Annotated in this window: 22 protein-coding genes; 6 read left to right on the plus strand and 16 right to left on the minus strand. The window is 39.7% G+C overall.

Annotated elements, in window-relative coordinates; genetic code table 11:
* Nucleotides 1-2 precede the first annotated feature (2 nt).
* Nucleotides 3-1013: an asparaginase gene (gene ansA, locus SANK73390_RS13475; RefSeq protein ID WP_462766532.1), complete on the plus strand. Its 1011-nt coding sequence runs from the start codon at nt 3-5 to the stop codon at nt 1011-1013.
* Between the two features lie 155 nt (nt 1014-1168).
* On the opposite strand, the gene gndA is transcribed toward ansA, so the two are convergent.
* Nucleotides 1169-2542, minus strand: a complete 1374-nt coding sequence (gene gndA / locus SANK73390_RS13480; RefSeq protein WP_462766533.1) for an NADP-dependent phosphogluconate dehydrogenase — start codon at nt 2540-2542, stop codon at nt 1169-1171.
* Between the two features lie 448 nt (nt 2543-2990).
* Between gndA and pyk the strand changes: the two genes are divergently transcribed.
* The gene (pyk, locus tag SANK73390_RS13485; RefSeq protein WP_462766535.1) at nt 2991-4424 is read left to right on the plus strand and encodes a pyruvate kinase; all 1434 of its coding nucleotides are present in this window, start codon (nt 2991-2993) and stop codon (nt 4422-4424) included.
* Nucleotides 4425-4452: 28 nt separating this feature from the next.
* Here pyk and SANK73390_RS13490 read toward each other — a convergent pair whose 3' ends face one another.
* From SANK73390_RS13490 to SANK73390_RS13515, 6 genes are all read right to left on the minus strand, one after another.
* Entirely contained in the window at nt 4453-5277 is an 825-nt protein-coding gene (locus tag SANK73390_RS13490; RefSeq protein WP_462766536.1) for a LytR/AlgR family response regulator transcription factor, read from the minus strand.
* Nucleotides 5277-6347, minus strand: a complete 1071-nt coding sequence (locus tag SANK73390_RS13495) for a sensor histidine kinase (RefSeq protein WP_261592401.1) — start codon at nt 6345-6347, stop codon at nt 5277-5279. Before SANK73390_RS13495 ends, SANK73390_RS13490 begins: the two co-directional genes overlap by 1 nt.
* A 146-nt stretch (nt 6348-6493) precedes the next feature.
* Entirely contained in the window at nt 6494-8050 is a 1557-nt protein-coding gene (locus SANK73390_RS13500) for a SulP family inorganic anion transporter (protein ID WP_462766537.1), read from the minus strand.
* Nucleotides 8051-8240: 190 nt separating this feature from the next.
* Nucleotides 8241-8699 carry an Lrp/AsnC family transcriptional regulator gene (locus tag SANK73390_RS13505; RefSeq protein WP_070985187.1) on the minus strand — a complete coding sequence of 153 codons (459 nt, stop codon included), beginning with the start codon at nt 8697-8699 and terminating at the stop codon, nt 8241-8243.
* A gap of 71 nt (nt 8700-8770) precedes the next feature.
* Nucleotides 8771-9412, minus strand: a complete 642-nt coding sequence (locus tag SANK73390_RS13510; RefSeq protein ID WP_462766540.1) for an MBL fold metallo-hydrolase — start codon at nt 9410-9412, stop codon at nt 8771-8773.
* A 1-nt stretch (nt 9413) separates the two neighbouring features.
* Nucleotides 9414-11204: a M14 family metallopeptidase gene (locus tag SANK73390_RS13515; protein WP_462766542.1), complete on the minus strand. Its 1791-nt coding sequence runs from the start codon at nt 11202-11204 to the stop codon at nt 9414-9416.
* A 147-nt stretch (nt 11205-11351) separates the two neighbouring features.
* Here SANK73390_RS13515 and SANK73390_RS13520 point away from each other — a divergent pair, with 147 nt between their 5' ends.
* The gene (locus SANK73390_RS13520) at nt 11352-12179 is read left to right on the plus strand and encodes an SDR family oxidoreductase (RefSeq protein ID WP_462766544.1); all 828 of its coding nucleotides are present in this window, start codon (nt 11352-11354) and stop codon (nt 12177-12179) included.
* A gap of 69 nt (nt 12180-12248) precedes the next feature.
* Here SANK73390_RS13520 and rplT read toward each other — a convergent pair whose 3' ends face one another.
* The 4 genes from rplT to thrS form a co-directional block, all read right to left on the minus strand.
* Entirely contained in the window at nt 12249-12608 is a 360-nt protein-coding gene (gene rplT / locus SANK73390_RS13525) for a 50S ribosomal protein L20 (protein WP_261592396.1), read from the minus strand.
* A 15-nt stretch (nt 12609-12623) separates the two neighbouring features.
* On the minus strand, nt 12624-12824 hold the full coding sequence (gene rpmI / locus SANK73390_RS13530) for a 50S ribosomal protein L35 (protein WP_070985175.1): 201 nt from the start codon (nt 12822-12824) through the stop codon (nt 12624-12626).
* 192 nt (nt 12825-13016) lie between these two features.
* Complete coding sequence (gene infC, locus SANK73390_RS13535; RefSeq protein WP_462766574.1) at nt 13017-13577, minus strand: translation initiation factor IF-3; 561 nt, start codon at nt 13575-13577, stop codon at nt 13017-13019.
* Nucleotides 13578-13633: 56 nt separating this feature from the next.
* Complete coding sequence (thrS, locus tag SANK73390_RS13540) at nt 13634-15544, minus strand: threonine--tRNA ligase (protein WP_462766547.1); 1911 nt, start codon at nt 15542-15544, stop codon at nt 13634-13636.
* Between the two features lie 254 nt (nt 15545-15798).
* Here thrS and SANK73390_RS13545 point away from each other — a divergent pair, with 254 nt between their 5' ends.
* Together SANK73390_RS13545 and SANK73390_RS13550 are read left to right on the plus strand one after the other, a co-directional pair.
* Complete coding sequence (locus SANK73390_RS13545; RefSeq protein WP_462766549.1) at nt 15799-16803, plus strand: endonuclease/exonuclease/phosphatase family protein; 1005 nt, start codon at nt 15799-15801, stop codon at nt 16801-16803.
* Nucleotides 16804-16866: 63 nt separating this feature from the next.
* The gene (locus SANK73390_RS13550) at nt 16867-17313 is read left to right on the plus strand and encodes a DUF3010 family protein (protein ID WP_261592393.1); all 447 of its coding nucleotides are present in this window, start codon (nt 16867-16869) and stop codon (nt 17311-17313) included.
* Nucleotides 17314-17351: 38 nt separating this feature from the next.
* On the opposite strand, the gene SANK73390_RS13555 is transcribed toward SANK73390_RS13550, so the two are convergent.
* From SANK73390_RS13555 to glnS, 5 genes are all read right to left on the minus strand, one after another.
* Nucleotides 17352-17900, minus strand: a complete 549-nt coding sequence (locus SANK73390_RS13555; RefSeq protein WP_462766550.1) for a hypothetical protein — start codon at nt 17898-17900, stop codon at nt 17352-17354.
* 74 nt (nt 17901-17974) lie between these two features.
* On the minus strand, nt 17975-18217 hold the full coding sequence (locus SANK73390_RS13560; protein WP_462766551.1) for a DUF2164 domain-containing protein: 243 nt from the start codon (nt 18215-18217) through the stop codon (nt 17975-17977).
* Nucleotides 18201-18515, minus strand: coding sequence for a hypothetical protein (locus SANK73390_RS13565; RefSeq protein ID WP_462766552.1), 315 nt, complete (start codon nt 18513-18515; stop codon nt 18201-18203). The genes SANK73390_RS13560 and SANK73390_RS13565 overlap by 17 nt, the downstream gene beginning before the upstream one ends.
* A gap of 105 nt (nt 18516-18620) precedes the next feature.
* Complete coding sequence (locus tag SANK73390_RS13570) at nt 18621-20456, minus strand: protein kinase domain-containing protein (RefSeq protein WP_462766553.1); 1836 nt, start codon at nt 20454-20456, stop codon at nt 18621-18623.
* 54 nt (nt 20457-20510) lie between these two features.
* A complete protein-coding gene (glnS, locus tag SANK73390_RS13575) occupies nt 20511-22175 on the minus strand; it encodes a glutamine--tRNA ligase (protein WP_462766555.1) in 1665 nt (554 codons plus the stop codon).
* 230 nt (nt 22176-22405) lie between these two features.
* On the opposite strand from glnS, the gene SANK73390_RS13580 reads away from it, so the two are divergent.
* Complete coding sequence (locus SANK73390_RS13580) at nt 22406-23479, plus strand: DUF3083 family protein (RefSeq protein WP_462766557.1); 1074 nt, start codon at nt 22406-22408, stop codon at nt 23477-23479.
* The last annotated feature ends 13 nt before the right edge of the window (nt 23480-23492 follow it).

A 23492-nucleotide genomic window follows, 5' to 3' on the forward strand; every position in this document is an offset into this window, starting at 1 on the left:
TTATGAAAAGAAAAAAAATATACATCGCATATACTGGTGGTACTATCGGTATGAAGCAATCGAGTCGTGGTTATATCCCTGCAGAAGGCTATCTAACCGAAACGGTAAAAAATAATGCTGAGTTTACCCGTGAGGAAATGCCATTATTTGATATTCATGAATATTGTCCGTTAATAGATTCTTCCGATATGTCTCCCCTTCACTGGCAAATGATTGCTAATGATATTCAAGATAAATATGAGCAATATGATGGCTTTGTTGTATTACACGGCACCGATACTATGGCTTATACCGCTTCAGCGCTGTCATTTATGTTTGAGAATCTAACTAAACCAGTAATTGTTACAGGCTCACAAATACCTTTATCTCAACTTCGTTCTGATGGTCAGGTTAACTTATTAAATGCTATGTATTTAGCAGCCAACTACCCTATTGCTGAGGTAAGCCTATTTTTTAATAACAAATTGTTTAGAGGTAATCGTGCTACCAAAGCCCATTCAGATGGGTTTGACGCGTTTGCATCACCGAATTTACAACCACTGGCGCTGTCTGGAATAAATATTCAACTAAAAGAAGGTAAGCTGAGCCCGTATGTAGAACAAGCACTGCAAGTGACTCAGGTTGTTCATCAGCCAATTGGCGTTTTATATTTATATCCTGGGATCAGCAACGACATCATAAATAGTGTAATTACCAGCACAATCAAAGCGCTTATCATACTTAGTTTTGGCGTTGGTAACGCACCACAACAACCTGATTTCCTTGCAATGCTAAAAGCAGCAAGTGATAAAGGTGTTGTGATAATAAACCTAACACAATGCATTAAAGGCCAAGTCAATATGGGTGGGTATGCAACCGGAAATGCACTACTCAATAGCGGTGTATTAAGTGGGTTTGATATGACATTAGAAGCCTGTATTGCAAAACTCCACTATCTATTTAGCCAAAATTTAGAGTTAGAAACCGTCAGGCATTTGATGCAAGACAACTTGCGAGGGGAACTCACACGCTAATTAATCCCAACTTTGGATAAACGAATTTACCCAATAAAGCTATTTTGCTCACTCTTTGCGCTGCTTTCTTTTTAAACCTCTTATCCAAGCCTGAGGTTAAATAAACAGCCGGCTTTAAGCTGACTGTTTATTTTCGCTACTCACTGAGAATACAATCAGCGTACTTTGGACTCCAGCTCGACCAAGTCAGTTAAATGGCATGTTTCGCCACTGTGGGTTTTAATCCCGTGTTCACCAAAGTAGTCGCGTTGTGCTTGAACTAAGTGTCCATTGCTTGGTGTGCTTAACGTTGCAATATAAGTTTGTGTTGAAGCCAGTACTGGGAATGCCAGGCCACTGGCAATCGCGATACCTGTAACTTTACGAAGTGCTGATGCTTCCTTTGTCAACGTATCAATAAACTCAACTCCTTGAGCAATATCATTTAGATAGTCCGCACGAATTATGCAACCAGCTCGCCAAGTCTGTAATGTTTTTGCCAAGTCGACTTTCCATTGATGTGCGCGTGAAGCGCCTTTTATCAACGCAAGACCTTGTCGATAACACAATAAGCTTGCTAAATAGAACGCATCTTTTAGCTCATCCAAGTCAACATCTATCGATATAATCCCTTTGTCTGCATATGTCATTTCTTTGGCAGCATGAGTATCTATCGTATTAGTCAAATGCCTTGCCTGTACTGCCGCAACTAACGACGGCACTGCAATGCCTAATTCAAGTGCATTTTGTGCAGTCCAAAGGCCCGTTCCCTTAGCACCAACTTTGTTATCAATTAAATCCACTAAAGACTCTGCTTGCTCTGTTTCTAAACTAAGGATATGGCTTGAAATAGAGAGTAAATAACTATTTAAAGTACCTTCTGACCATTGCTCAAATATTGCAGCTACTTCTTTAGGACTGCGGCCTGTGCCATGACGTAACAGCTGATACATTTCTGCAATAAGCTGCATTAACGCATATTCAATACCATTGTGGACCATTTTTACGAAGTGGCCGCTAGCAGATTGCCCCACACGAGCAAAACAAGAGTCGCCATTGTAACTTGCTGCAACTTTTTCAAACCATGGCTCGACACGCTCCCAGCCACCTTCTGAACCACTTGCCATCATTGCTGGACCATGACGAGCTCCTTCTGCTCCTCCTGATATTCCCATTGTGGCAAACTCAAATTTATTCTGATATTTAAGTTTTCGTGCAATACCATCTTTGTAATTACTGTTGCCGCAATCAACAATAATATCTTCTTTGGCAACACCCGCTTCAATTAAATCACTACACACCCTATCAACTAGCTCACCAGCGGGAACTAACAGTAAGATAGAACGAGGCGACTCTAAGCGTCTGACCATATCACCGAGATCTGAAACTATGTGTAAACGCTCGGCTAATCCCAAAGATTGAGCACAGCTTATCAGCTCTGCGCCTGCGTCAGGGTTTGTGTCATAGGCAACAAGTGTTAACCCCTTTTCAATAAGGTTCAGTGCAAGGTTTTTCCCCATCACTCCCAAACCAACTAATGCGACTTGCATTTAGTTTCCTCCTCGGTAACTACAATATTGTGAGTATTTGAATTTCTCAGCCATTATACCCCAGCAGCTATCAGATGCTAAGCACAGCGAAACAGCTCAATGCATAGGTGTAAATTTATGCCACTTTAAAAACAAAGATCACTTGTTAATTTACTATAATGACGCATAGCACATACTTACCAAAATAAGTACAAAAAGCGCCCATAAGTAAACTTTTTGGTAACGGTATCAGTGATTGACCCCAGCTGACACCGGTGTCATAATGACGTAATACAGATCATATAATTTAATCTAGTCGTTAAACAGTCTTTTGAGTTAATTCTTTACAAACTAGAGAGTAATTTATAGCAAATATATCTATAAACAGATTTATTAGTGAACGATAATGTTGTAATAGATTAAGTATAAATAACACAGCCCTATGGATATAGGTTTACAGGAGATCCTGATGCTTAGACGCACAAAAATAGTCGCCACACTCGGACCGGCAACTGATAGAGATAATAATTTAGAAAAAATAATCTTAGCTGGCGCCAATGTGGTCAGACTTAACTTCTCCCATGGTGTTGCACAAGATCATAAAGACCGTGCGCAAGCGGTTCGTGAAATAGCACAACGATTAGGTAAACATGTCGCCATTTTAGCTGACTTACAAGGTCCAAAGATTCGTGTCTCTACATTTAAAGAAGGTAAAATAACACTAGATATCGGTGCTAAATTTACCTTAGATGCAAAAATGGAAAAAGGTGAAGGTACAGTCGAGTCGGTTGGTATCGATTACAAAGAGCTCCCACAAGACGTTACCAAAGGTGACCTATTACTGCTTAATGATGGACTAATTCAACTTGTCGTCGACGGCGTTGATGAGCACCTTGTGCATACCACCGTCACTGTTGGAGGCGTACTTTCAAATAATAAAGGTATCAATCGTTTAGGTGGAGGCTTAACGGCTCCTGCATTTACTGATAAAGACAAAGAAGACTTGATCACAGCCGCAGAAATAGATGTGGATTACATTGCAGTCTCATTTCCTCGCAGTGGTGATGATATGCGTTATGTACGCTCTTTAGCTGAACAAGCGGGCTCTAAAGCTCAGTTACTTGCCAAAATTGAACGCGCGGAAGCAGTGGCAACACAAGAAGCTGTAGATGACATTATACTAGCGTCAGATGCTGTTATGGTAGCACGAGGTGACCTCGGTGTTGAGATTGGTGATGCTGCATTAGTAGGCAAACAAAAGCTCATCATTAGACGAGCACGCTCTTTGAACCGTACCGTTGTTACTGCAACACAAATGATGGAATCAATGATTGACAACCCCATGCCAACACGCGCAGAAGTCATGGACGTGGCAAATGCTGTGCTAGATGGTACTGATGCCGTGATGCTATCAGCCGAGACTGCTGCAGGAGACTATCCAGAAGAGACTGTCGCTACGATGGCTCGAGTGTGCTTAGGCGCTGAATCTCAGCCTGAAATTCACGTTTCAAAGCACCGTTTAGATAGCATGTTCTCTGATACATCTGAAACATTGGCATTATCAGCAATGTATGCAGCCAACCACCTAGACAGTGTTAAAGCAATTGTAGCATTAACCGAGTCTGGTAAAACTGCTAAATTAATGTCTCGTATTAGCTCAGGTTTACCTATTTATTCGCTTTCTAGACACAAGTGTACTCTTGGCCAAAGCGCTTTGTATCGTGGTGTCTACCCTGTCTATTTTGATTCAACTAGATGCTCAGAGCAAAGCATGGTTCGCGATGCGCTCAATACCTTAGTTGAAGCAGGTTCTCTAAAGCAAGGTGATACAGTGATCCTCACACACGGTGACGCAATGGAAACCGTAGGTGCTACTAACACCATGAAAATTGTGACCGTTTAAAAACACGTCAAGCAAGCTGGAGTGCACTCTAGCTAGCCAGAGCTGCTTTTACTTTATCACGGTAACTGCGGCTCACTTTAAGCTCTTGACCATTTTCTAATACAAGCAAATACTCTCCACTACTTTGAGTCACTAATTTACTAATCTGCTTAGTATTAACAATCGCTGAGCGGTGAACGCGTACAAATAATGCTGGGTCTAGTTCTTGCTCAAGCTCTTTCATGGTTTTACGCAATATATGAGTTTGTCCATCACTACAATGCAAACACATATAATCACCCGCGGCGTCAACCCACTGAATTGAGGCTGCTGCGACACGAATTATTTCGCCCTGCTCTTTTACCGCTAGCGACTCAGGGTACTTTTTATTTACTAAGGTATCGCCCGTTGCCAACTTTTTTAAAATTTCTTCGCAATTGTTCCCTGTAATTCCAGCTACAAAGCTAGCTAGCTTTTTCTTATGAATATTGTCTTGTTGCGTTTTTAAATAACTTTGCACTTTCTCCACCGCCTTTTCTAGTCTGTTGTCATCAACGGGTTTTAAAATGTAATCCAATGCATGGATCTCAAACGCTTGTACTGCGTACTGATCAAAAGCAGTCACAAATACAATTGCTGGTAATGGCTTTACACTCTCACTCAGTGCTCTTGCCACTTCAAACCCATTCATCCCTGGCATTTGAATATCTAAAAAAACTAAATCTATATCTTGCGTTTGACACACATCAATTGCTTGCTGTCCACCTGCGCATAATTCTACAACTTCAATTTGTGAAAATGATTTCAAACGAACGGCCAAGCCTTTTCTGGCCAACGGTTCATCATCAACAATTAATGCTCTAATTTTGCTCATTACTTCTTAGCCTTTTCAAATGGAACGCGAATATTCACTTTCAAACCACTCGGTTTGTTATCTGATAATACAAATGAATAATTGTTCTCATATAGCGTTTTAAGCCTATCAATTGTGTTGGCTATACCCACACCTTGAGCATTTTGTAACTGCCCATTATATACTTCTGCGCCTGGGCCATTATCACCAACCTCCAGTAATAACTCATTGGCGAAAACTTGCGCTTTTATTTCTAGCTTACCGCCTTCTGTCAAATGAGCAATGGCATATTTGATTGAATTCTCGATTATAGGCTGCAATATCAAACTTGGGACCAGCGCTTGCTTGGCTTCCTCACTCACATCTATATCAATCGATAAGCGTTCATCAAAACGAACTTTCTCAATTTCTAGATAGAGTTGCAGCGCATGTAACTCTTGTTCTAAGGCGACCTTTTTTATTGGATCTGTATTTAAGGTGTAGCGTAAAAAGTCACTCAAACGAGCAACCATTTGATTTGCATCTTTATTTTCTTCAACCAGTATTAAAGTCGATATTGCGTTCAAGGTATTAAAAAGAAAGTGCGGATTAAGTTGATAACGAAGCATTTTTAATTGTGCTTCATGTGCCATCGTATTCGCTTTTAATGCTTTTTGTCTCTCACTTTGCAATAGTTGGTAATATTTAACACCAAAATATAGTCCGCTCCAACATAATATAATGTAGACAGAATCTAGCCCTTGCTGAAGATAATAAAACCACTCTTCTGGTCGGTAACCATGGCGGTATATTTCCCATAAATTAAATTTTTGTACAACCGCCCACAATGTACCAGTAATGTATGATGCGCCAAATACGACCAGAATTAAAACCCAGGGTGCAGCGTTCCATATTTTGCGGTACAAATACCTAAGAGGCACTGTCATCAAACAACCAGCATACGCGTTAAGCACGATCACAAACACGTAGATATCACGCATCTCAAATACTTTTGAGCCAATATAATTAACCAGTGCATAACCAAGCCAACCAGCTATTTGTAATACCCAAAAAAAACGTTGTCGATTATCGACCAATGCTTGCCATTTCAAAAGTTTATTCAACTCCTCATTATACAGTTTGATTATATCTCAGTGCGAGTTATGTGATCACTGTAAATGGTCTTAGTTTTTTTACATTCCAGCGCAAATGAAAAAAGACACCGAAGTGCCTTTTTTAATATTATACCGTATGGGGTTTATGCTAGTTTATCTGAAGCCACTTTATATTTGGGGTCTTCAATTACATTTACTTCTACTAAGTCTTTTGCTTTTTCTAGTAAGTCTCGGCAATCTTGACTCAAATGACGTAAATGAAGCTTTTTACCTGCTTTTGTATAACGCTCAGCAAGGTTATCAATTGCTTCAATTGCACTGTGATCAGCCACACGGCTATGTTTAAATTCAATAATAACATCACTAGGGTCACTATTTACATCAAACAAGTCTGCAAAGTTTTTCACTGAGCCAAAGAATAATGGACCATGTAATTCATACACTTTTGAGCCTTCATCATCAATATAATTACTAGTGTATATGTGTTTTGCATGTTCCCATGCAAATACAAGTGCTGAAACAATCACACCAACACATACCGCAATTGCAAGGTCAGTGATCACTGTTACCCCAGATACGAGTACAATGACAAAGGCATCCGTTTTTGGTACACGATTCATCAATCTAAAGCTTGACCACTCAAACGTACCAAGTACAACCATAAACATAACACCAACCAATGCTGCAAGTGGGATCATTTCAATCAAGCCAGCTGCAAATAAAATAAAGCCCAGTAATAAAAGTGCTGCAGTGATACCTGATAAACGACTACGGCCACCTGAATTAATATTAATCATAGATTGACCAATCATTGCACAGCCACCCATTGCGCCAAACACACCACAGGTCATGTTAGCTGCACCTTGGCCGATACATTCTCGGTTACTATTACCTCGAGTTTCTGTTATTTCGTCAATCAGAGTTAAAGTTAACAATGACTCAATCAAACCTATTGCTGCTAATACTAGAGCATATGGGAAAATGATCGTAAATGTTTCCCAGTTAAACGGTACCATTGGGATATGAAACTGCGGGAAACCACCAGCAATAGTTGCATCTACGTTGCCTGACATATCTTTTAAGTAATCTAATACACTGCGTGTATCTAGATCAAAACCAATTACCAAGCCCGTTACAACTAAAATAGCAGCAAGAGATGAAGGAATAGCGGTTGTTAATTTCGGTAAAAATTGAATGATAAACATAGTTAATGCAACTAAGCCCAACATAATATACATTGGACTGCCTTGCATCCATTGTAACTCACCTTGGCTATCTGCAACTTTAAATTGCCCAAGTTGAGCTAAAAAGATAACAATTGCCAGACCGTTAACAAAGCCCAGCATTACTGGGTGGGGAACCATTCGAATAAACTTACCAAGCTTAAATACTCCAGCAATCACCTGCAGTATCCCCATCAGCAGTACCGTTGCAAACAGGTATTCAACACCATGCTCAACAACTAAGCTCACCATCACCACTGCTAAAGCACCTGTAGCACCAGAGATCATGCCAGGACGGCCGCCAAAAATTGACGTAATCAAACCAACAATAAACGCAGCATATAAGCCGACTAAAGGATCTACTTGCGCAACAAACGCAAATGCAACCGCTTCTGGAACCAAGGCGAGCGCCACAGTTAAACCAGATAAGATGTCATTCTTAGCAGAGCTCGGCGCCTTGCTGATTAAATTAAACATTCACATCCTCTTGTTATTTTTACAACATACAGAAAAGCGCTGGATCTTAACAAAATGCAGCGCCTTTAACAAATTAGATGTCAATATTATAGACTAAGCTGATTAGGACTTTATGACAAATGCTTAGGGTATGTAGAAAGCCTTTAATCTGAACAAAATTCATAGCTTGACGATCTACACTTTAAGTCTTTTATAAAGGAAGTGCCGTTGTTCTTTTCACACAGGTCATTGTTACATTTGAATGCACCTCTTGAACATACTCAAGGTTGAGCAAGTTATCTCTAACAAACAACTCATACCCCTCAATACCCCGTGAGATAATACGTAACATAAAGTCCATTGTGCCTGCCATGGTGTAGCACTCTGTTACTTCATCGTAACTCATTATCAGCTTTTCAAACTCTGCCAAATTGTTACGACCATGATTTGATAAACGAACATGCGCATAAACCAACATATCAAAACCAAGTTGCTTTTCATCCAATAAAGCGACTTTTCCTTTGATATATCCATCTTGTTCTAATTTAGCGATACGACGCCAGCATGGTGATTGTGAGAGTCCAACTTTATCTGCAATTTCCGCAGTGGAAAGACTCGCGTCTTGCTGTAATAGTGCCAATATTTGGCGATCAACTTGATTTAATGACATTGTTTTTTCTTTAAATTTTAGTCAGTGGAAAAAATTATACATGCAGACAACGAATTTGTCCGCCCCTTTAGTTAGCCAAATCGCCCACTCATAAATGGGTTGTGCTGTTTCTCATAACCAATCGTGGTGTTTTCACCATGCCCTGACAATACCAGCGTATCACCTGGCAGTGTAAATAGCTGCTCAAGTATAGACTGCTTAAGCTGAGCTGCGTCCCCTTTGGGGAAATCTGTACGCCCTACCGAACCTTTAAATAAGACATCACCCACCAATACTTGAGATGATGGCTTATGATAAAACACTACATGCCCTGGTGTATGACCTGGGCAGTGTCGAACCTCTAACTCTAGCTCTCCAACGCTAAATTGCTCATCTGCAGTGACCCAGCGGTCGGGGTAAAAAGTGTTTTTTGTTGCAAAGCCAAACATTTTTGATTGCATTGGAAGCGCATCAAACCAAAACTTTTCATCGATGTGAGGCCCAATAATGTCAACGTCGAGTATAGCTTTAAGTTCATCTGCTGCACCCACATGGTCTAAATGACCATGCGTTAACAAAATACATACTATATCTAACTGCTGTTGCTTTATTATCGTTAACAATTTATCAGTATCACCACCTGGGTCAACAACTGCACTTTTACCAGTACTGTTGCAGGTAATAAAACGTGCATTTTGCATAAAAGGTGTAACTGGAACCGTGATTACATGCACCTTACTTCTCCTTAAATGACATGAGAATTGGATACTTTAAGTAAGCTTGGTCATAGTAGGGAGTTTGTGCATATAACCAATCCATACGAGCTGCTGGATCGCTTGCAAACTCCTTATCCTCGCGAATTTTACGATCAAACTCTAACGCCATCGCTGGATTCTCTTTTAACATAGAACGGGCAAAAGGTTCTAATGCATAATTTTCAACATACTCTGTACGTTGAAAAATTGTATTAAACTCACCCCAACTAAAAAATGAATCAGGGGCCTGCGGATGCAATAGGTGAGTTGCAAGTTCACCCTTGGCTTGCGCAGTTGCAACCTCATACCACCCGGTTAAATCTACTGAATTTTTAACATCAAAATTAAAGGTTGCATCAACTCTAAATCGCCCTTCAAAAGGCTGTTTTGCAAAAGTATAATTCGTAACTCTCGCCTGCTTTAACGTGTCACTCTTTGAGTATGTTTCATCAAGCTTCGTTACTTTTATTCCTTGAATTGTCAGTTTCTTTACGATACCTGGATATGCAGGTGGAATATAAAACTTATCAGGCACATCGACTTTAACCGCCACTTCTTTTTGCCAATAAATAGGGAGCGCATCATATTGTTGTAGCTTACCCAAATATTTTGCTTCAGTTTGTCCAGAAATCGCACTTTTAAAATGTTTATAGGCAACCCCTTTAAAGCTAATCAAATCGGGCTGTTTTGCATAGTTTCTTTTTACAACAAGCTGCTGCGGGAGGTGCTTATGCTCTTTAATGACTGCTTTTTCAAGTTCAACATAATGTCTAGATAACGCAGAGATCAACCCATCATAAAAAATATACGTACCCAAAACTCTTTGCTTATAGGGTTTCAAAGAGTGATTTTCTACCAAAATAGTAGGCACAGCGGCTAAATCCCCCCAACCATTTGAAAAACGAGGTGATGCAACCCACCCTGCAATTCCTTTTTTAAAATCACGCTTATCCATTGCAAACACTAAAGGCCCTGGTATATGACCTTGCTTTGCCAGTGTGGTATCTATGACAGGCTTTATTTTTGTTTCAAGTACCTGCGCTATCGCGGGCGACTCACTAGCAAATTCAGGTGTAAAGCCATAAGTAATATCATATTGATAATCAGCACCATCTGTCACATGTACATCTAGGTATAAGTCTGGTTGATATTCTTCGATAACTTTCAAGACGGCACGCACTTCAGGTGTATCAAGTTTCGTGAAATCTCGATTTAAATTTAAGTTATTTGCATTAGTTCGAAACCCCATTTCAATGGGGCCACGCTGGTTAATTCGGTTATATTGACTGCTGCGCTCATGACCATCAACATTTAAAATAGGTATAAATAGAATATTAACTTTGCTCAGTAAATCGCGACGTTTACCTAACGCAATGTCTCTTAACATCATAAAAGCGGCATCTTTACCATCAATTTCACCGGCATGAATACCGGCTTGAATGAGTAAAGTAGGCTTACTGTTATTTTTTAACATAGCAGCTGAAAACTGACTTTGCTCAGATGCTACTAACATCTTTATCGCTCGCCCTGATTGACTAAAACCAATGTCACGTGCTCTGAATTGAGTTGGATTTGCTGCAACCAATCTCTCTACAAACGCTACGGTTTGCTGGTAATTTGGAGACCGCTCCCCTTCACTCAACTCAAAATCAGTTGTTAAAGGACCTGTGGTTTGCAGCAATTGTTCACTTTGTCCTTGCCATGGTATTAATGGTGGTAAATGTCCATTTAATGACAAGCCTGCAGTTAACATAATCATGCTTGCAATCATTTTTATTTCTCAACTTTAAGCGTAGATAGCACAATTATATCAATATTTTAGTTAACATCTTACAATGTGCGGTGATTCAACAAAAATATGCAGCTAATCACATATTGATCACACAAAATTAGGCTAAATAATCTTAGAAGACACAATATGAAAAAAAATATACTCATCACCGGATGTTCAAGCGGCATAGGTTATTACTGTGCTCATGCCTTACAAAATGCTGGGTTTAAGGTTATAGCTTCATGCCGAACACAAGCAGATGTCAATAAACTTAACGACGAGGGGTTACCTTGTATATTGCTTGACTTAAGTGACGAACACAGTATTCAAACAGGCTTCGCCGAAGCACTCACATTGTGTGATGGACAATTAGACGCACTATTTAATAATGGTGCTTATGGTCAACCTGGTGCCGTTGAAGATTTGCCAACTTACATCTTAAAAAAACAATTTGAAGTTAACTTTTTTGCTTGGCATACGTTAACCAACCTTGCAGTTAAACATATGCGTGCACGAGGACATGGCCGCATTATACATAATTCATCAGTACTTGGCCTTGTCGCACTACCTTTTCGTGGTGCTTACAATGCCAGTAAGTTTGCCTTAGAAGGATTAACAGATACAATGCGTATGGAGCTTAACGACACTAATATTCAAATCAGTTTAATTGAGCCCGGCCCAATCACTTCAAGATTCAGAGCAAATGCCAAAGATGCATTTATTGAAAATATTGATATTCAATCAAGCCCACATAAACAAGATTATTTAGCCCAGCTAAAAAGATTAGAGGCTGAAACAGCGCCACAGCCTTTTACACTTGAACCTGAAGCCGTCTACAAAAAACTCTACCATGCATTAACGGCTACGCAAGCAAAGCCAAGATACTATGTGACTTTTCCAACTTATTTTATGGGGTATTTGAAGCGCATACTCAGTACTCGTTGGTTAGACAAGCTGCTAATTAGAAATCGCTGAGCTATTAGGTAATGAAATAATAAGATCAAAAAAAGGAGCCTGAGGCTCCTTTTTTAGGGAATAAGCTTATTAAGCAGCTAGACCATCTTTTGCTTTTGCAACTAATGCTGCGAAAGCAACCTGATCGTATACTGCGATATCAGCTAAGATCTTACGATCGATTTCAACAGATGACTTTTTAAGGCCATTGATGAAACGGCTGTAAGAAAGGCCGTTTTGACGTGAAGCAGCGTTGATACGTGCAATCCATAATTGACGGAAAGTACGTTTCTTAGCGCGACGGTCACGATAAGCGTATTGACCTGCTTTAGTTACTGCTTGGAAAGCTACGCGATAAACACGTGAACGTGCTCCATAGTAACCTTTAGCTTGCTTTAATACTTTTTTGTGACGTGCACGTGCGATAACACCGCGTTTAACTCTTGCCATTTCTGATAACCCCTATTAAGCGAATGGTAACATACGGTCGATAAGACCAATGTCGTTTTTGTGAACCATAGACTTAGCACGTAAGTGTAGTTTACGCTTAGAAGACTTTTTAGTCAGAATGTGACGTAAGTGCGACTGTTTACGCTTATAACCGCCTGAAGCAGTCTTTTTGAAACGCTTAGCGGCGCCTCTGTGTGATTTTAGCTTATAAGCCATTGCAATAACTCCAAATGTATTGCTTTAAACCAATGTAAGTAGGCGGATGTTACCATCACTTTGAGGCCTAAATTACAACCAAATCCGGTGAAGGGTTCCTATAAGGCGTGCCCTTTCTTCAGTACCGGTTAATACAGGTGGCCAAAGACACTTTAAACCTGTATTAAATTCGCGCGTATTATGCCGTCTTTATTACTTTTTAGCAATAGGTGACATCATCATCACCATCTGACGACCTTCAACTCGATTTGGGAATGACTCAACAACTGCTATATCTTCCAAATCAGCTTTAATACGATTAAGTAATTCGATACCAATTTCTTGGTGAGCCATTTCACGACCACGGAAGCGAATCGTGATTTTAGCCTTGTCACCCGCTTCTAAGAACTTTCTTAGGTTACGTAACTTAACTTGGTAATCACCTTCATCAGTGCCAGGACGGAACTTGATCTCTTTAATTTGGATCTGCTTTTGCTTTTTCTTTTGTTCTTTTTGCAACTTTGCTTTTTCAAAAACAAACTTACCGTAGTCCATCACCTTACAGACAGGCGGTTCAGCATTAGGACTAATCTCAACTAGATCCACGCCGGCTTCATCAGCAATCGCTTGAGCTTCTTTTAACGACATAATGCTCGGTTCCTGGCCTTCTAGGCCAGATAAGCGAACTTCTTTCGCAGTTATTTCTTCATTGATACGATTTTTTTGAGCTGTAGTTTGCCCTTTTTTTCCGCCTCTAATGGTACGTTCCTCCAAGAAAATCAAAATAGTTGCGTGTGTCAGTTGTATTATTTATGCCACACGCAGGTTTGTTATTGTCGATATTTAATTTCTTCGCTGATTTTAGCGATAAAATCTTCGACTGAGAATTTGCCTAGGTCTTCACCTTTACGCGTTCTCACTGCTACTTCCTGTTGTTCAACTTCTTTATCTCCAACAACAAGTAGGTATGGTATACGTTTTAAAGTATGCTCACGAATTTTAAAGCCTATCTTCTCATTTCTCAAGTCAGCACAGGCTCTAATTCCAAGTTTATTTAATTTTTTTACTATTTCATGCACATAATTAGCCTGTTTGTCGGTGATATTCATGATCACGACTTGCTTAGGCGCTAACCAGGTTGGGAATAAGCCAGCATACTCTTCAGTTAAAATGCCAATAAAACGCTCAATTGAACCTAATATTGCACGGTGGATCATAACTGGTGTTTTACGCTCGTTGTTTTCTGCCACATAAGTAGCACCTAAACGACCTGGTAAAGCAAAATCTAATTGTACTGTACCACACTGCCATGCACGTTCTAAGCAATCATACAAAGTAAATTCAATTTTAGGACCATAGAACGCCCCTTCACCCGGTAAATACTCAAATTCAATATCATTAATTTTTAATGCTTCAGCAAGCGCTAATTCAGCCTTGTCCCACATTTGGTCTTCACCGATACGCTTCTCTGGACGAGTCGAAAGCTTAACAACAATCTTTTCAAAGCCAAATGTTTCGTAAGTATCATACACCATCTTAATACATGCCGAAACTTCATCCATGATTTGCTCTTCAGTACAAAAAACATGCGCATCATCTTGAGTAAAACCACGTACGCGCATCAAACCATGTAATGCACCAGATGGTTCATTACGGTGACAACAACCAAACTCAGCCATACGCAGTGGTAAGTCACGATAAGACTTTAAACCTTGGTTAAAAATCTGAACATGCCCAGGGCAGTTCATTGGCTTAATCGCATACTCTCGTTTTTCAGACTCTGTGGTAAACATTGCCTCTGAGTATTTATCCCAGTGACCTGATTTTTCCCACAAAGCACGATCCATCATCATCGGACCTTTGACTTCTTCGTAGCTATATTCACGTAGCTTTTCACGTACGAATTCTTCTAGCTCGCGATAAATACTCCAGCCATCATTATGCCAAAACACCATACCTGGGGCTTCTTCTTGCCAGTGCCAAAGGTCAAGTGCTTTGCCAATTTTTCGGTGATCACGTTTTTCAGCTTCTTCAAGGCGTTTTAAATACGCTTTTAATTGCTTTTTATCAGCCCAAGCTGTGCCATATATACGCTGCAACATCTTGTTTTCTGAATTGCCACGCCAGTAAGCACCAGCCACCTTCATGATTTTAAAATGTTGACAGAATTTCATGTTTGGTACATGAGGGCCACGACACATATCAACATATTCTTCATGATGATAAAGACCTGGATTATCATCTTTATCAATATTTTCGTCCAAGATTTCTATCTTGTAGGTTTCGCCTCTTGCTGCAAAAGCGTCACGCGCTTCTTGCCAAGAAACGGTTTTCTTAACAACGTCATAATTCGTTTTTGCAAGTTCAAGCATGCGCTTTTCAATAGCGTCTAAGTCTTCTTGTGTTAATGAGTGTTCCAAATCGACATCATAATAAAAACCATTGTCGATTGTTGGCCCAATGGCCATTTTTACATCTGGGAATAATTGCTTAATAGCATGTCCGATTAGGTGAGCACACGAGTGGCGGATGATTTCTAAACCATCGTCATCTTTTACTGTAATAATTTCTAAACGAGCATCTTCATTAATCACATCGCATGCATCAACACGCACACCATTTACCCTACCGGCTATGGTTGCTTTAGCAAGACCAGGTCCGATATCTTGAGCGACTTGTAGAGTTGATACTGGGTTTTCAAAGACACGCTGACTACCGTCAGGAAGCGTAATAATTGGCATGATAAATCCTATTTACAGTGGTGACACCTACGATGCATCACATGTACAAATTAATTAATTTTAAAATGAGTGCCCAACAACGCTTTTACGAATAAGCATTGGCGCCGGCAGCGATTTAGCATACCGTGTGCTTGAGGACTTTCAAACCGAGTGGTATTTTGACCGTGAGCGTGACGAAATTCAAGTCAAAGACTAAAATTGATCAATAAATTGTTAAATTTATACACGTTTGAGCACTCAAAAAAGGGGAATACATGACTGACCTGACTCGCTACTGCTTTGCTTCTTTAAATTTATTAAATTTTGCAAGTCCCCCATTTTCGTTCTATCAACTGCACGAACACTATAATGAAACACAATGGCAGTCAAAAACCCAATTTATCACTGGGCTTATTGAACATATCAATCCCACCTTTATTGTCTTTCAAGAAGTATTTAGCATTGATGCATTAAAGAACTTATGTGATGATTTAGGCTTAAGTTACTTCGCTACTGTTGATACACCTAAAGCGGATGCTGTCTTCTCAAATGTACTGTTTAACCCTGTTGTTGCGATAGCCTCAAAAGTGCCGTTTGGGCAAGTGAGCGCATTTGAACCTTGCCCTGAACTGTTAGAGTATTTAAATAATCAACACCAATTTCGTTTTAATCGCACCCCTATAAAGTGTACACTTGAACTGGCAGGTTTTGGTTTAATAACCTGCTACGCGGTGCATTTCAAATCACAGCGAGTTCACTCTATGGCACATATGATTGGTGACTCACAACAGGATGACCCCCTTTTAACACTCTTACACAAAACTGTGGGAACAATGCAGTCACAAATTTCTCGCTCTTTAGAAGCCTCAATTATTTATTATGATGCACTTAAAACTCAGCGTGAGCAAAATTGTGCCACCCTTGTGATGGGGGACTTTAATGATAACCTTTGTAGCCCAGCCCTATCCTTCATGACTCGCTCCTTTCCCCCGCAAGTTAATATTCATGAGCGTTTTGACAGTGTTGGACTGTTTGACAGTTTTACCTTTGCTGATAATACACATCAGTTTGAACAAAAACCTGCAAGTCATTACTATCAGGGCCAAGGTAATGTACTTGACTATATTTTAGCATCACAGCAGTTTAACCCTAATAGTAGCAATCCTTTGATAAAATCACTGACATATCATAATTTTGATGCCCATCTGGATCCAAAAAGAGATGAAGAGGATATCCGCTATTCAGATCACGCAGCCATCGCAATAGAGATTAAGGTGTAAGCTTTTGCTTTATGGATGAGGTTGCTATAATCCGTCGATAATTAAATAGATTGGAAACTAATAATGAGAACATGTGGCGTTGAGATCACAGGCAGTGACATACTTTTGTGTCTGCTAACTAAAAAAGACGACGTATTTGATATACGTGACGTGCGTCAAACCCGCTTTACTCTTACGAATGTTGGTCTAGACACCGAACAAATGCGTAAGTTTCAATTCGATTTTGCAAAGCTTATGACTGATTATCAGGTTGATTCTGTTGCAATAAGGCAACGAGCACCCAAAGGCAAATTTGCAGGCAGTGCGGCCGGTTTTAAAATGGAAGCTGCAATACAATTAATCGAAGGGTTAGATGTTCGCTTACTTTCAACGACTGAAGTTAAAGAGCAGCTTAAGCGCAACCCATTACCGATTGACTTTGAAGATACTGGTCTCAAAAAATATCAAGAAAATGCCTTTGTAAATGCTTTTGTGTATATCATGAAAAAAACCTACCGACCTGATGAATAAATAACCTAGGTTTAAATAGCTTTTATAAAAAGCCCGATTTAAGTCGGGCTTTTTATATCATAATGATCAACTGCAAATGCGTAGCATACCTTGACTAAAAAAAGCGCAGCCGCTGTTTTATACCACCACATCGACGCCAAACCTACAATTAATACGAGTCCAATACTAACCAATATCATAGCAAGAAACCGCTGTATTCTTTTGTCAAATAGTGCATTCAAAATACACGCAGATATTATCACATAGCTCCAAATATAAACCGCTTGTATTAAAGGTTGCTCAAATAACACAGCTACCACAATTAGGTGAATGTGAATCGCTATAAAAACCCACCGGGATCGTGCTCGACAAGCATAATAATGATTAGTACCTCGGGTAAAATTAGCCGCAGTACCAGCAACTATATCAATTATAACGAGTCCGCCTAGCACATACTGCCACCACATATAAGATTGTTCGGACATTTGATAATGCATCAAAATAAAAACCAGCACTGAGCCTAGCAGTGTAAATGCAGTTATACCGAAAAGCGCTAATTTACTTTGCTGTTCGCCTAAAATGTCATGTAATGATTGCGGTATGTCCATATAGCCTGCTTCCTTTTTAACCTCTGCTCTGGATAAGCGAATTTGTCCAATAAAACTATTTAACGCATTCGCCTTTAATATTTTTCCAAGTCATATAACCTTTCACCCAATACCTCAAAGTGTTGTTCTAAATGAGATTTTGCGTCATCAAGCGCTTTGTTATAAATCTGCTTACCAATTTGTTCGATAAAAAAATCCACCATAAAGGCCGCATCAAACTGTTCAAGTTCGAGACCAAAACTATCCACACAATATTGCTGTGCCTTTAATATTAATTCATCATGCTGATGTGATGACAGCTTAATTTTTTGGCTCATGATCAGGTTCCAAATGATATAACTTGTCAGTAACAGCCTTTAAATCCACGTGCTCAATGAAGTCATCACTGAGTGTTAAAATTGCGTTTAAATTATTCGTCAATTTGTCTGTTTGTAAGTCACCGGGTTTAAGTGCCGTTTGTAATAAGTGTAACGCCATATCTGCTAACAGAAGGCGTTGTTTTTCGGGCCAGCTTTCATCATTACTATTGGCTGGATGTTTCAATACAGCCTGCTCCACATCATCATGAATGCTCCAACTTAAGGTTAAAATATCTTGTCTTTGTTGCTTGTCCATATCCCTACTCACTTATTAATTGATCACAGCTACTTTGAATAAAATACACACGTTATGCAATGGCAAATAATTCAATTTGCTTAATGTGTTTACTAAAACTCCATTTTAAAGCTTGGGGTTTTTAGGGTAGTAATATTGGGCTTGTTGCTCGCATAGGTTAAATTCTCGAGTATTTTTATAAGGCAACTTCATAAAGCCAGCTACACCAACATCGTCTATGCTCATCGCATATTGCATAATACGGCTAAGTAACGCTTTGAATTGCTGCTCTTTACTTACATCAAGTAAACGGTAATAATGATGGATCTTCAAGCGCCCTTCAAGCGACTCAAAAATAATGCAACCGGTGTGGTGAATTTGGTTAAGCTCAAATACACATTTGATAATGCTTTTGGGCAGTTGCAGTTGCTCGTCAGGATCTTTTCCATCTTCAAAGTAACTATGCGGACGAGTCAATTCGTTACTAGATACATCAACCACGGAATAACTCAGCTGTGGGAGTTTATCAAAAACAAATGCGCCAGTTTCATCTCTTTCAAGCTGAATAGTTTGGCGTGCATCAAATAGGCAACATTTAAATAAACCTTTTTGAGTGATTCCTTGCGCTAACATCACCGTTGCATTAATGGCATCTGTTAACGCGGTCTGCATATCACTATCATGTAGAATTAAGCTTGATTCAATATACAGCGAAGTTTCTTTCCAATGAAAGCTCAAGCCCCCCACTACTGGATATTTTGCTAAACGACTTATGGATGCTAAAAAGGCTTTCTCAACGTCACCCGTATCAAATAAAAACTCTTTATAATATCTATCTAGTTGAGCATCGTTAACATCATGAAGTTGTTGCCTGTGATCTGCCCGGCGTAAAAACTCCTTCCGAGAGCTATAAACTACAGTATCTGGCTGCTCATTGGTATTACTTACCCAAAATGGAATATTTGCTTTGTTTTCTTTGCGCTTAAAACGAGGTAAGTATGTACGCGCCATAGCTGGCATATTACGCATAAAGTAATCACCGGCTTGGTCACGTGTGTGCTTATCTTTACTCAACATGCCATCAATTACCGCTGCAAACTCTTTCGGTAAACCCAGACTCTTAGCTGGAATAACCTTTGCGCCAAAACGGCATGATTGAGCACTGGCGAGCGCATAAATGGTTGACGCAACACCTTGCTCATCAAATCGTGGCGATGATTGCGCGCCAGACATTTGCTCATCACCAATAAAGTACACATCACCCATTCTGGCATTTGTACTGGCCATATCTGAAGACATTAAGTCCATAATATTGCTTGCTACAGGTTCGCCATGTTCGTCAATTTGCGCATAAACGGAGCTGCCCCAATCCACCAATGAAAATTTTTTGACTTGCTCGTCCCAAACAATATTTGAGGGTTTAATATCACCATGAACTATCGGTTGTGGCGACATACCGTTGCGATGTGCTCTTAAGTCTCTCAACATATTACGAAGTTTCAGCGCCAGCGCCACTAGCTCATCAGCGTAAAAACGTCCTCTTTTTAGTGAGACTTTTTCTAAATCCTCTCCGGGTGCTCTCGCCATCATTAAAATACCTTGCTTTTTTACCCGTTCAAAAGCAAAAAATTTCGGCACCATTGGATTGTGAATTTGCGATAACATGTATGCTTCATCTTCGAGCCTGTCACGCACAGCTTGTGGTAAAGTGATCCGTGAAAACTTAAACACCCATTGCTGGGAATCTGGGCTGACTCCCGCAAAAACAAAGCCAAACGCTCCAGAGCCAATTATTTCAACATCTGAATAGCCCAACATAGATAATTGCTTTTTACAAATACTAAGCCATTGGCGATGTTTTTTAGCATCATGATGCGATAGTAAATAGATAGATTGCTGTTCATTAACATAAAAATTATGGATGGACTTAGTACTTTGCTTATCTGCGACTTGGTTTTTCATGTTGTCTTTCACTGACGAAAAAGGCCGAATGGTTCGGCCTTTTAAATTACTTGCTTAAGCGTTTTCGCTTTTTGCCCATGAGTCCCTTAAGCCAACGGTTTGGTTAAATACCAACTCGGTTGCTTTGTTATCACGACAATAATACCCCATTCTCTCAAACTGAAAGCCTTGCTGAGCAGCTGCGTTTGCTAACGATGGCTCCAATTTCGCATTGCTGATCACAACCAATGACTCAGGATTAAGCGTCTGCGTAAAATCTTCAGCTGCCGCTGGATTTGGCACATTAAATAAACGGTCATATTGGCGAACCTCAGCCTCAACGCAATGTGTTGCCGACACCCAATGGATAACACCTTTAACCTTGCGACCATCACTTGGGTTTTTACCTAAAGTCTCAGCATCATAGCTGCAATAAATAGTTGTGATGTTACCATCAGCGTCTTCGTCAAAACGCTCAGCTTTGATCACATAAGCATTGCGTAAACGTACTTCTTTACCCAAAACTAAACGTTTAAACTTCTTATTCGCTTCAACTCGAAAATCTTCACGTTCAATATAAAGTTCTCTAGTAAAAGGAACCTCACGGGAACCCATAGCTTCATCTGAAGGGTGGTTCGGTGCAGTAAGTTGCTCAACTTTATTTGCGTCAAAGTTCTCAATAACCACTTTGATTGGGTCAAGTACTGCCATAGCACGTGGTGCATTTTCATTTAAGTCGTCACGAATACATGCCTCTAACATGCCCATTTCAACCATATTGTCTTGTTTAGTAACCCCGATACGTTTACAAAACTCTCTTATAGACTCTGGGGTATAACCTCTGCGGCGTAACCCTGCAATAGTTGGCATACGAGGATCATCCCATCCTTGTACCTGGCCATTAACTACAAGATCGTTTAGCTTACGCTTTGACATTACTGTATATTCTAAATTTAAGCGTGAAAACTCAATTTGCTGCGGGTGACACTCAAGACTAATATTATCAAGTACCCAGTCATATAAACGGCGATTATCTTGAAACTCTAGTGTACACAACGAGTGCGTGATCCCTTCCAATGCGTCTGAAATACAGTGTGTAAAATCATACATTGGATAAATACACCACTTGTCGGCAGTTTGGTGATGATGAACAAAGCGAATACGGTAAATGATTGGGTCACGAAGCACCATAAACGAACTGGCCATGTCAATTTTAGCACGTAGTACGCACTCACCCTCTTTGAATTCACCTTTGCGCATTCTTTCAAATAAGGCTAAGTTTTCTTCTGGTGAAGTATGTCTGTAAGGACTATCTTTACCCGGCTCAGTCAAAGAACCTCTATATTCACGCGCCTGCTCCGGTGACAAAAAGCATACATAAGCCAAGCCTTTTTCAATCAACTCAACAGCGAAGCCATGCAATTGGTCAAAATAATTTGACGAGTAACAAATCTCGTCATCCCATTTAAAACCTAACCAGCTAACGTCTTCTTGAATAGACTGAACGTAATTAATGTCTTCTTTTTCTGGATTAGTGTCATCAAAACGTAAGTTGCAAAGACCTTGGTAGTCTTGTGCAATACCAAAGTTAAGACAAATTGATTTAGCATGTCCTATATGTAAAAAACCATTTGGCTCTGGCGGAAAACGCGTGTGCGTTTGCTGATGCTTACCGCTTGCCAAATCAGCATCGATAATCGTTCTAATAAAATTTGTTGGGCGATTTTCTGTTTCCGCCATGCTCATGCATTCCTCTGAAATTGGTACTGAATAACCTCAGCATTATTACAAAATACACTGGGAACTTACAGTAAATCCTGTTCAACACTGAAAGAATTATTTAAATGAGGTATAGATATCATCACTGGTCTTAAAATTTCATGACAGTTTTTGTTCTATCGCAATAAAAAAGCAATAAAACTGCTTTATAGTGCGCTCATACAGTGATGTAATCCAAGGACAATTAATAAATGGCTTCAATGACACTCAACCGCGTTTATATTCCAACTAATGCGCGCAACAATCAGTATATCCTCGCAGAATTCAAACCAACAGAGCAGTTTTATAACTGTTTTGAGGACTTGCAAAGCTGCTACGAGCGCCTAGCTCGTCAATTGTTTGCACAATGCGATGAGTATGAACTTCATAATGTGCATCTCATTGCTAATGACAAATTACCGATTGTACGTTTTCATGAAGAATCATATTGTTTGCAAACACAAAAACAAATGCTGTTTTTTTATAACCCTAAATATCACGAGGCCCATAAATCTTATTGGGATGAAAACGTAAAAGCACGCAAGATTTCTCTTCTTTTTTTAGCCACTGGCAGTGATATTCGCGCAAATGCAGCAAACTTTCATATTAAGGTAAAACGCACTCTAGAAGCACTACTTGAAACCAACCAAAGCATTGGCGCTAACGCGTTAAGGGTACGCGATCACCAACACTTAACCTATGATATTTTTGCTAAAGCTAAAGGTAACAAAGAAAGTTATGGTTATAAATTAAGAAGCTTATACCCAAGATATCAGGCACGTAATTGCACTTTACCCGACACACATTCTGAAATGACATATGCTACTTTCAGCTTACCTGTTACGCGCGCTCTTAAAACTGAATATCAACATCTATTAAAACACAACGATTACAGTCAATTCTATAAAACCATAGAGGATGCTTTTTTATCTAGCTGCGCTGAAAAACAGCTTTCGCTGTGCGCGTTTGTTGCAGATGGACGTTTGCCATTAGTACGAAATAGTCAAATAGATAAAAATGCTGCAAATATAGAATTACAAAAGCTCAGCTTTGATATTGAAAGTGACCAAGTGCAAAACGCTTCTATTTGGGAAGGTGATAAACTAGTTGATACAATGAATTTTGTCATCGTAGCGCACACATCACATAAGAAGGATATGGGCTATGGTCGATTTATGAGTAATGTTGAAAGCGTGATCCGTGCCTTTGCGGATAAATTACATATAAATCCGAGTAAACAAGATATTAATATACGTTTTTTTCAACATATCAGTTACCAGTATTAAAATCTGATAGGTG

Source organism: Pseudoalteromonas sp. SANK 73390, assembly GCF_054966645.1.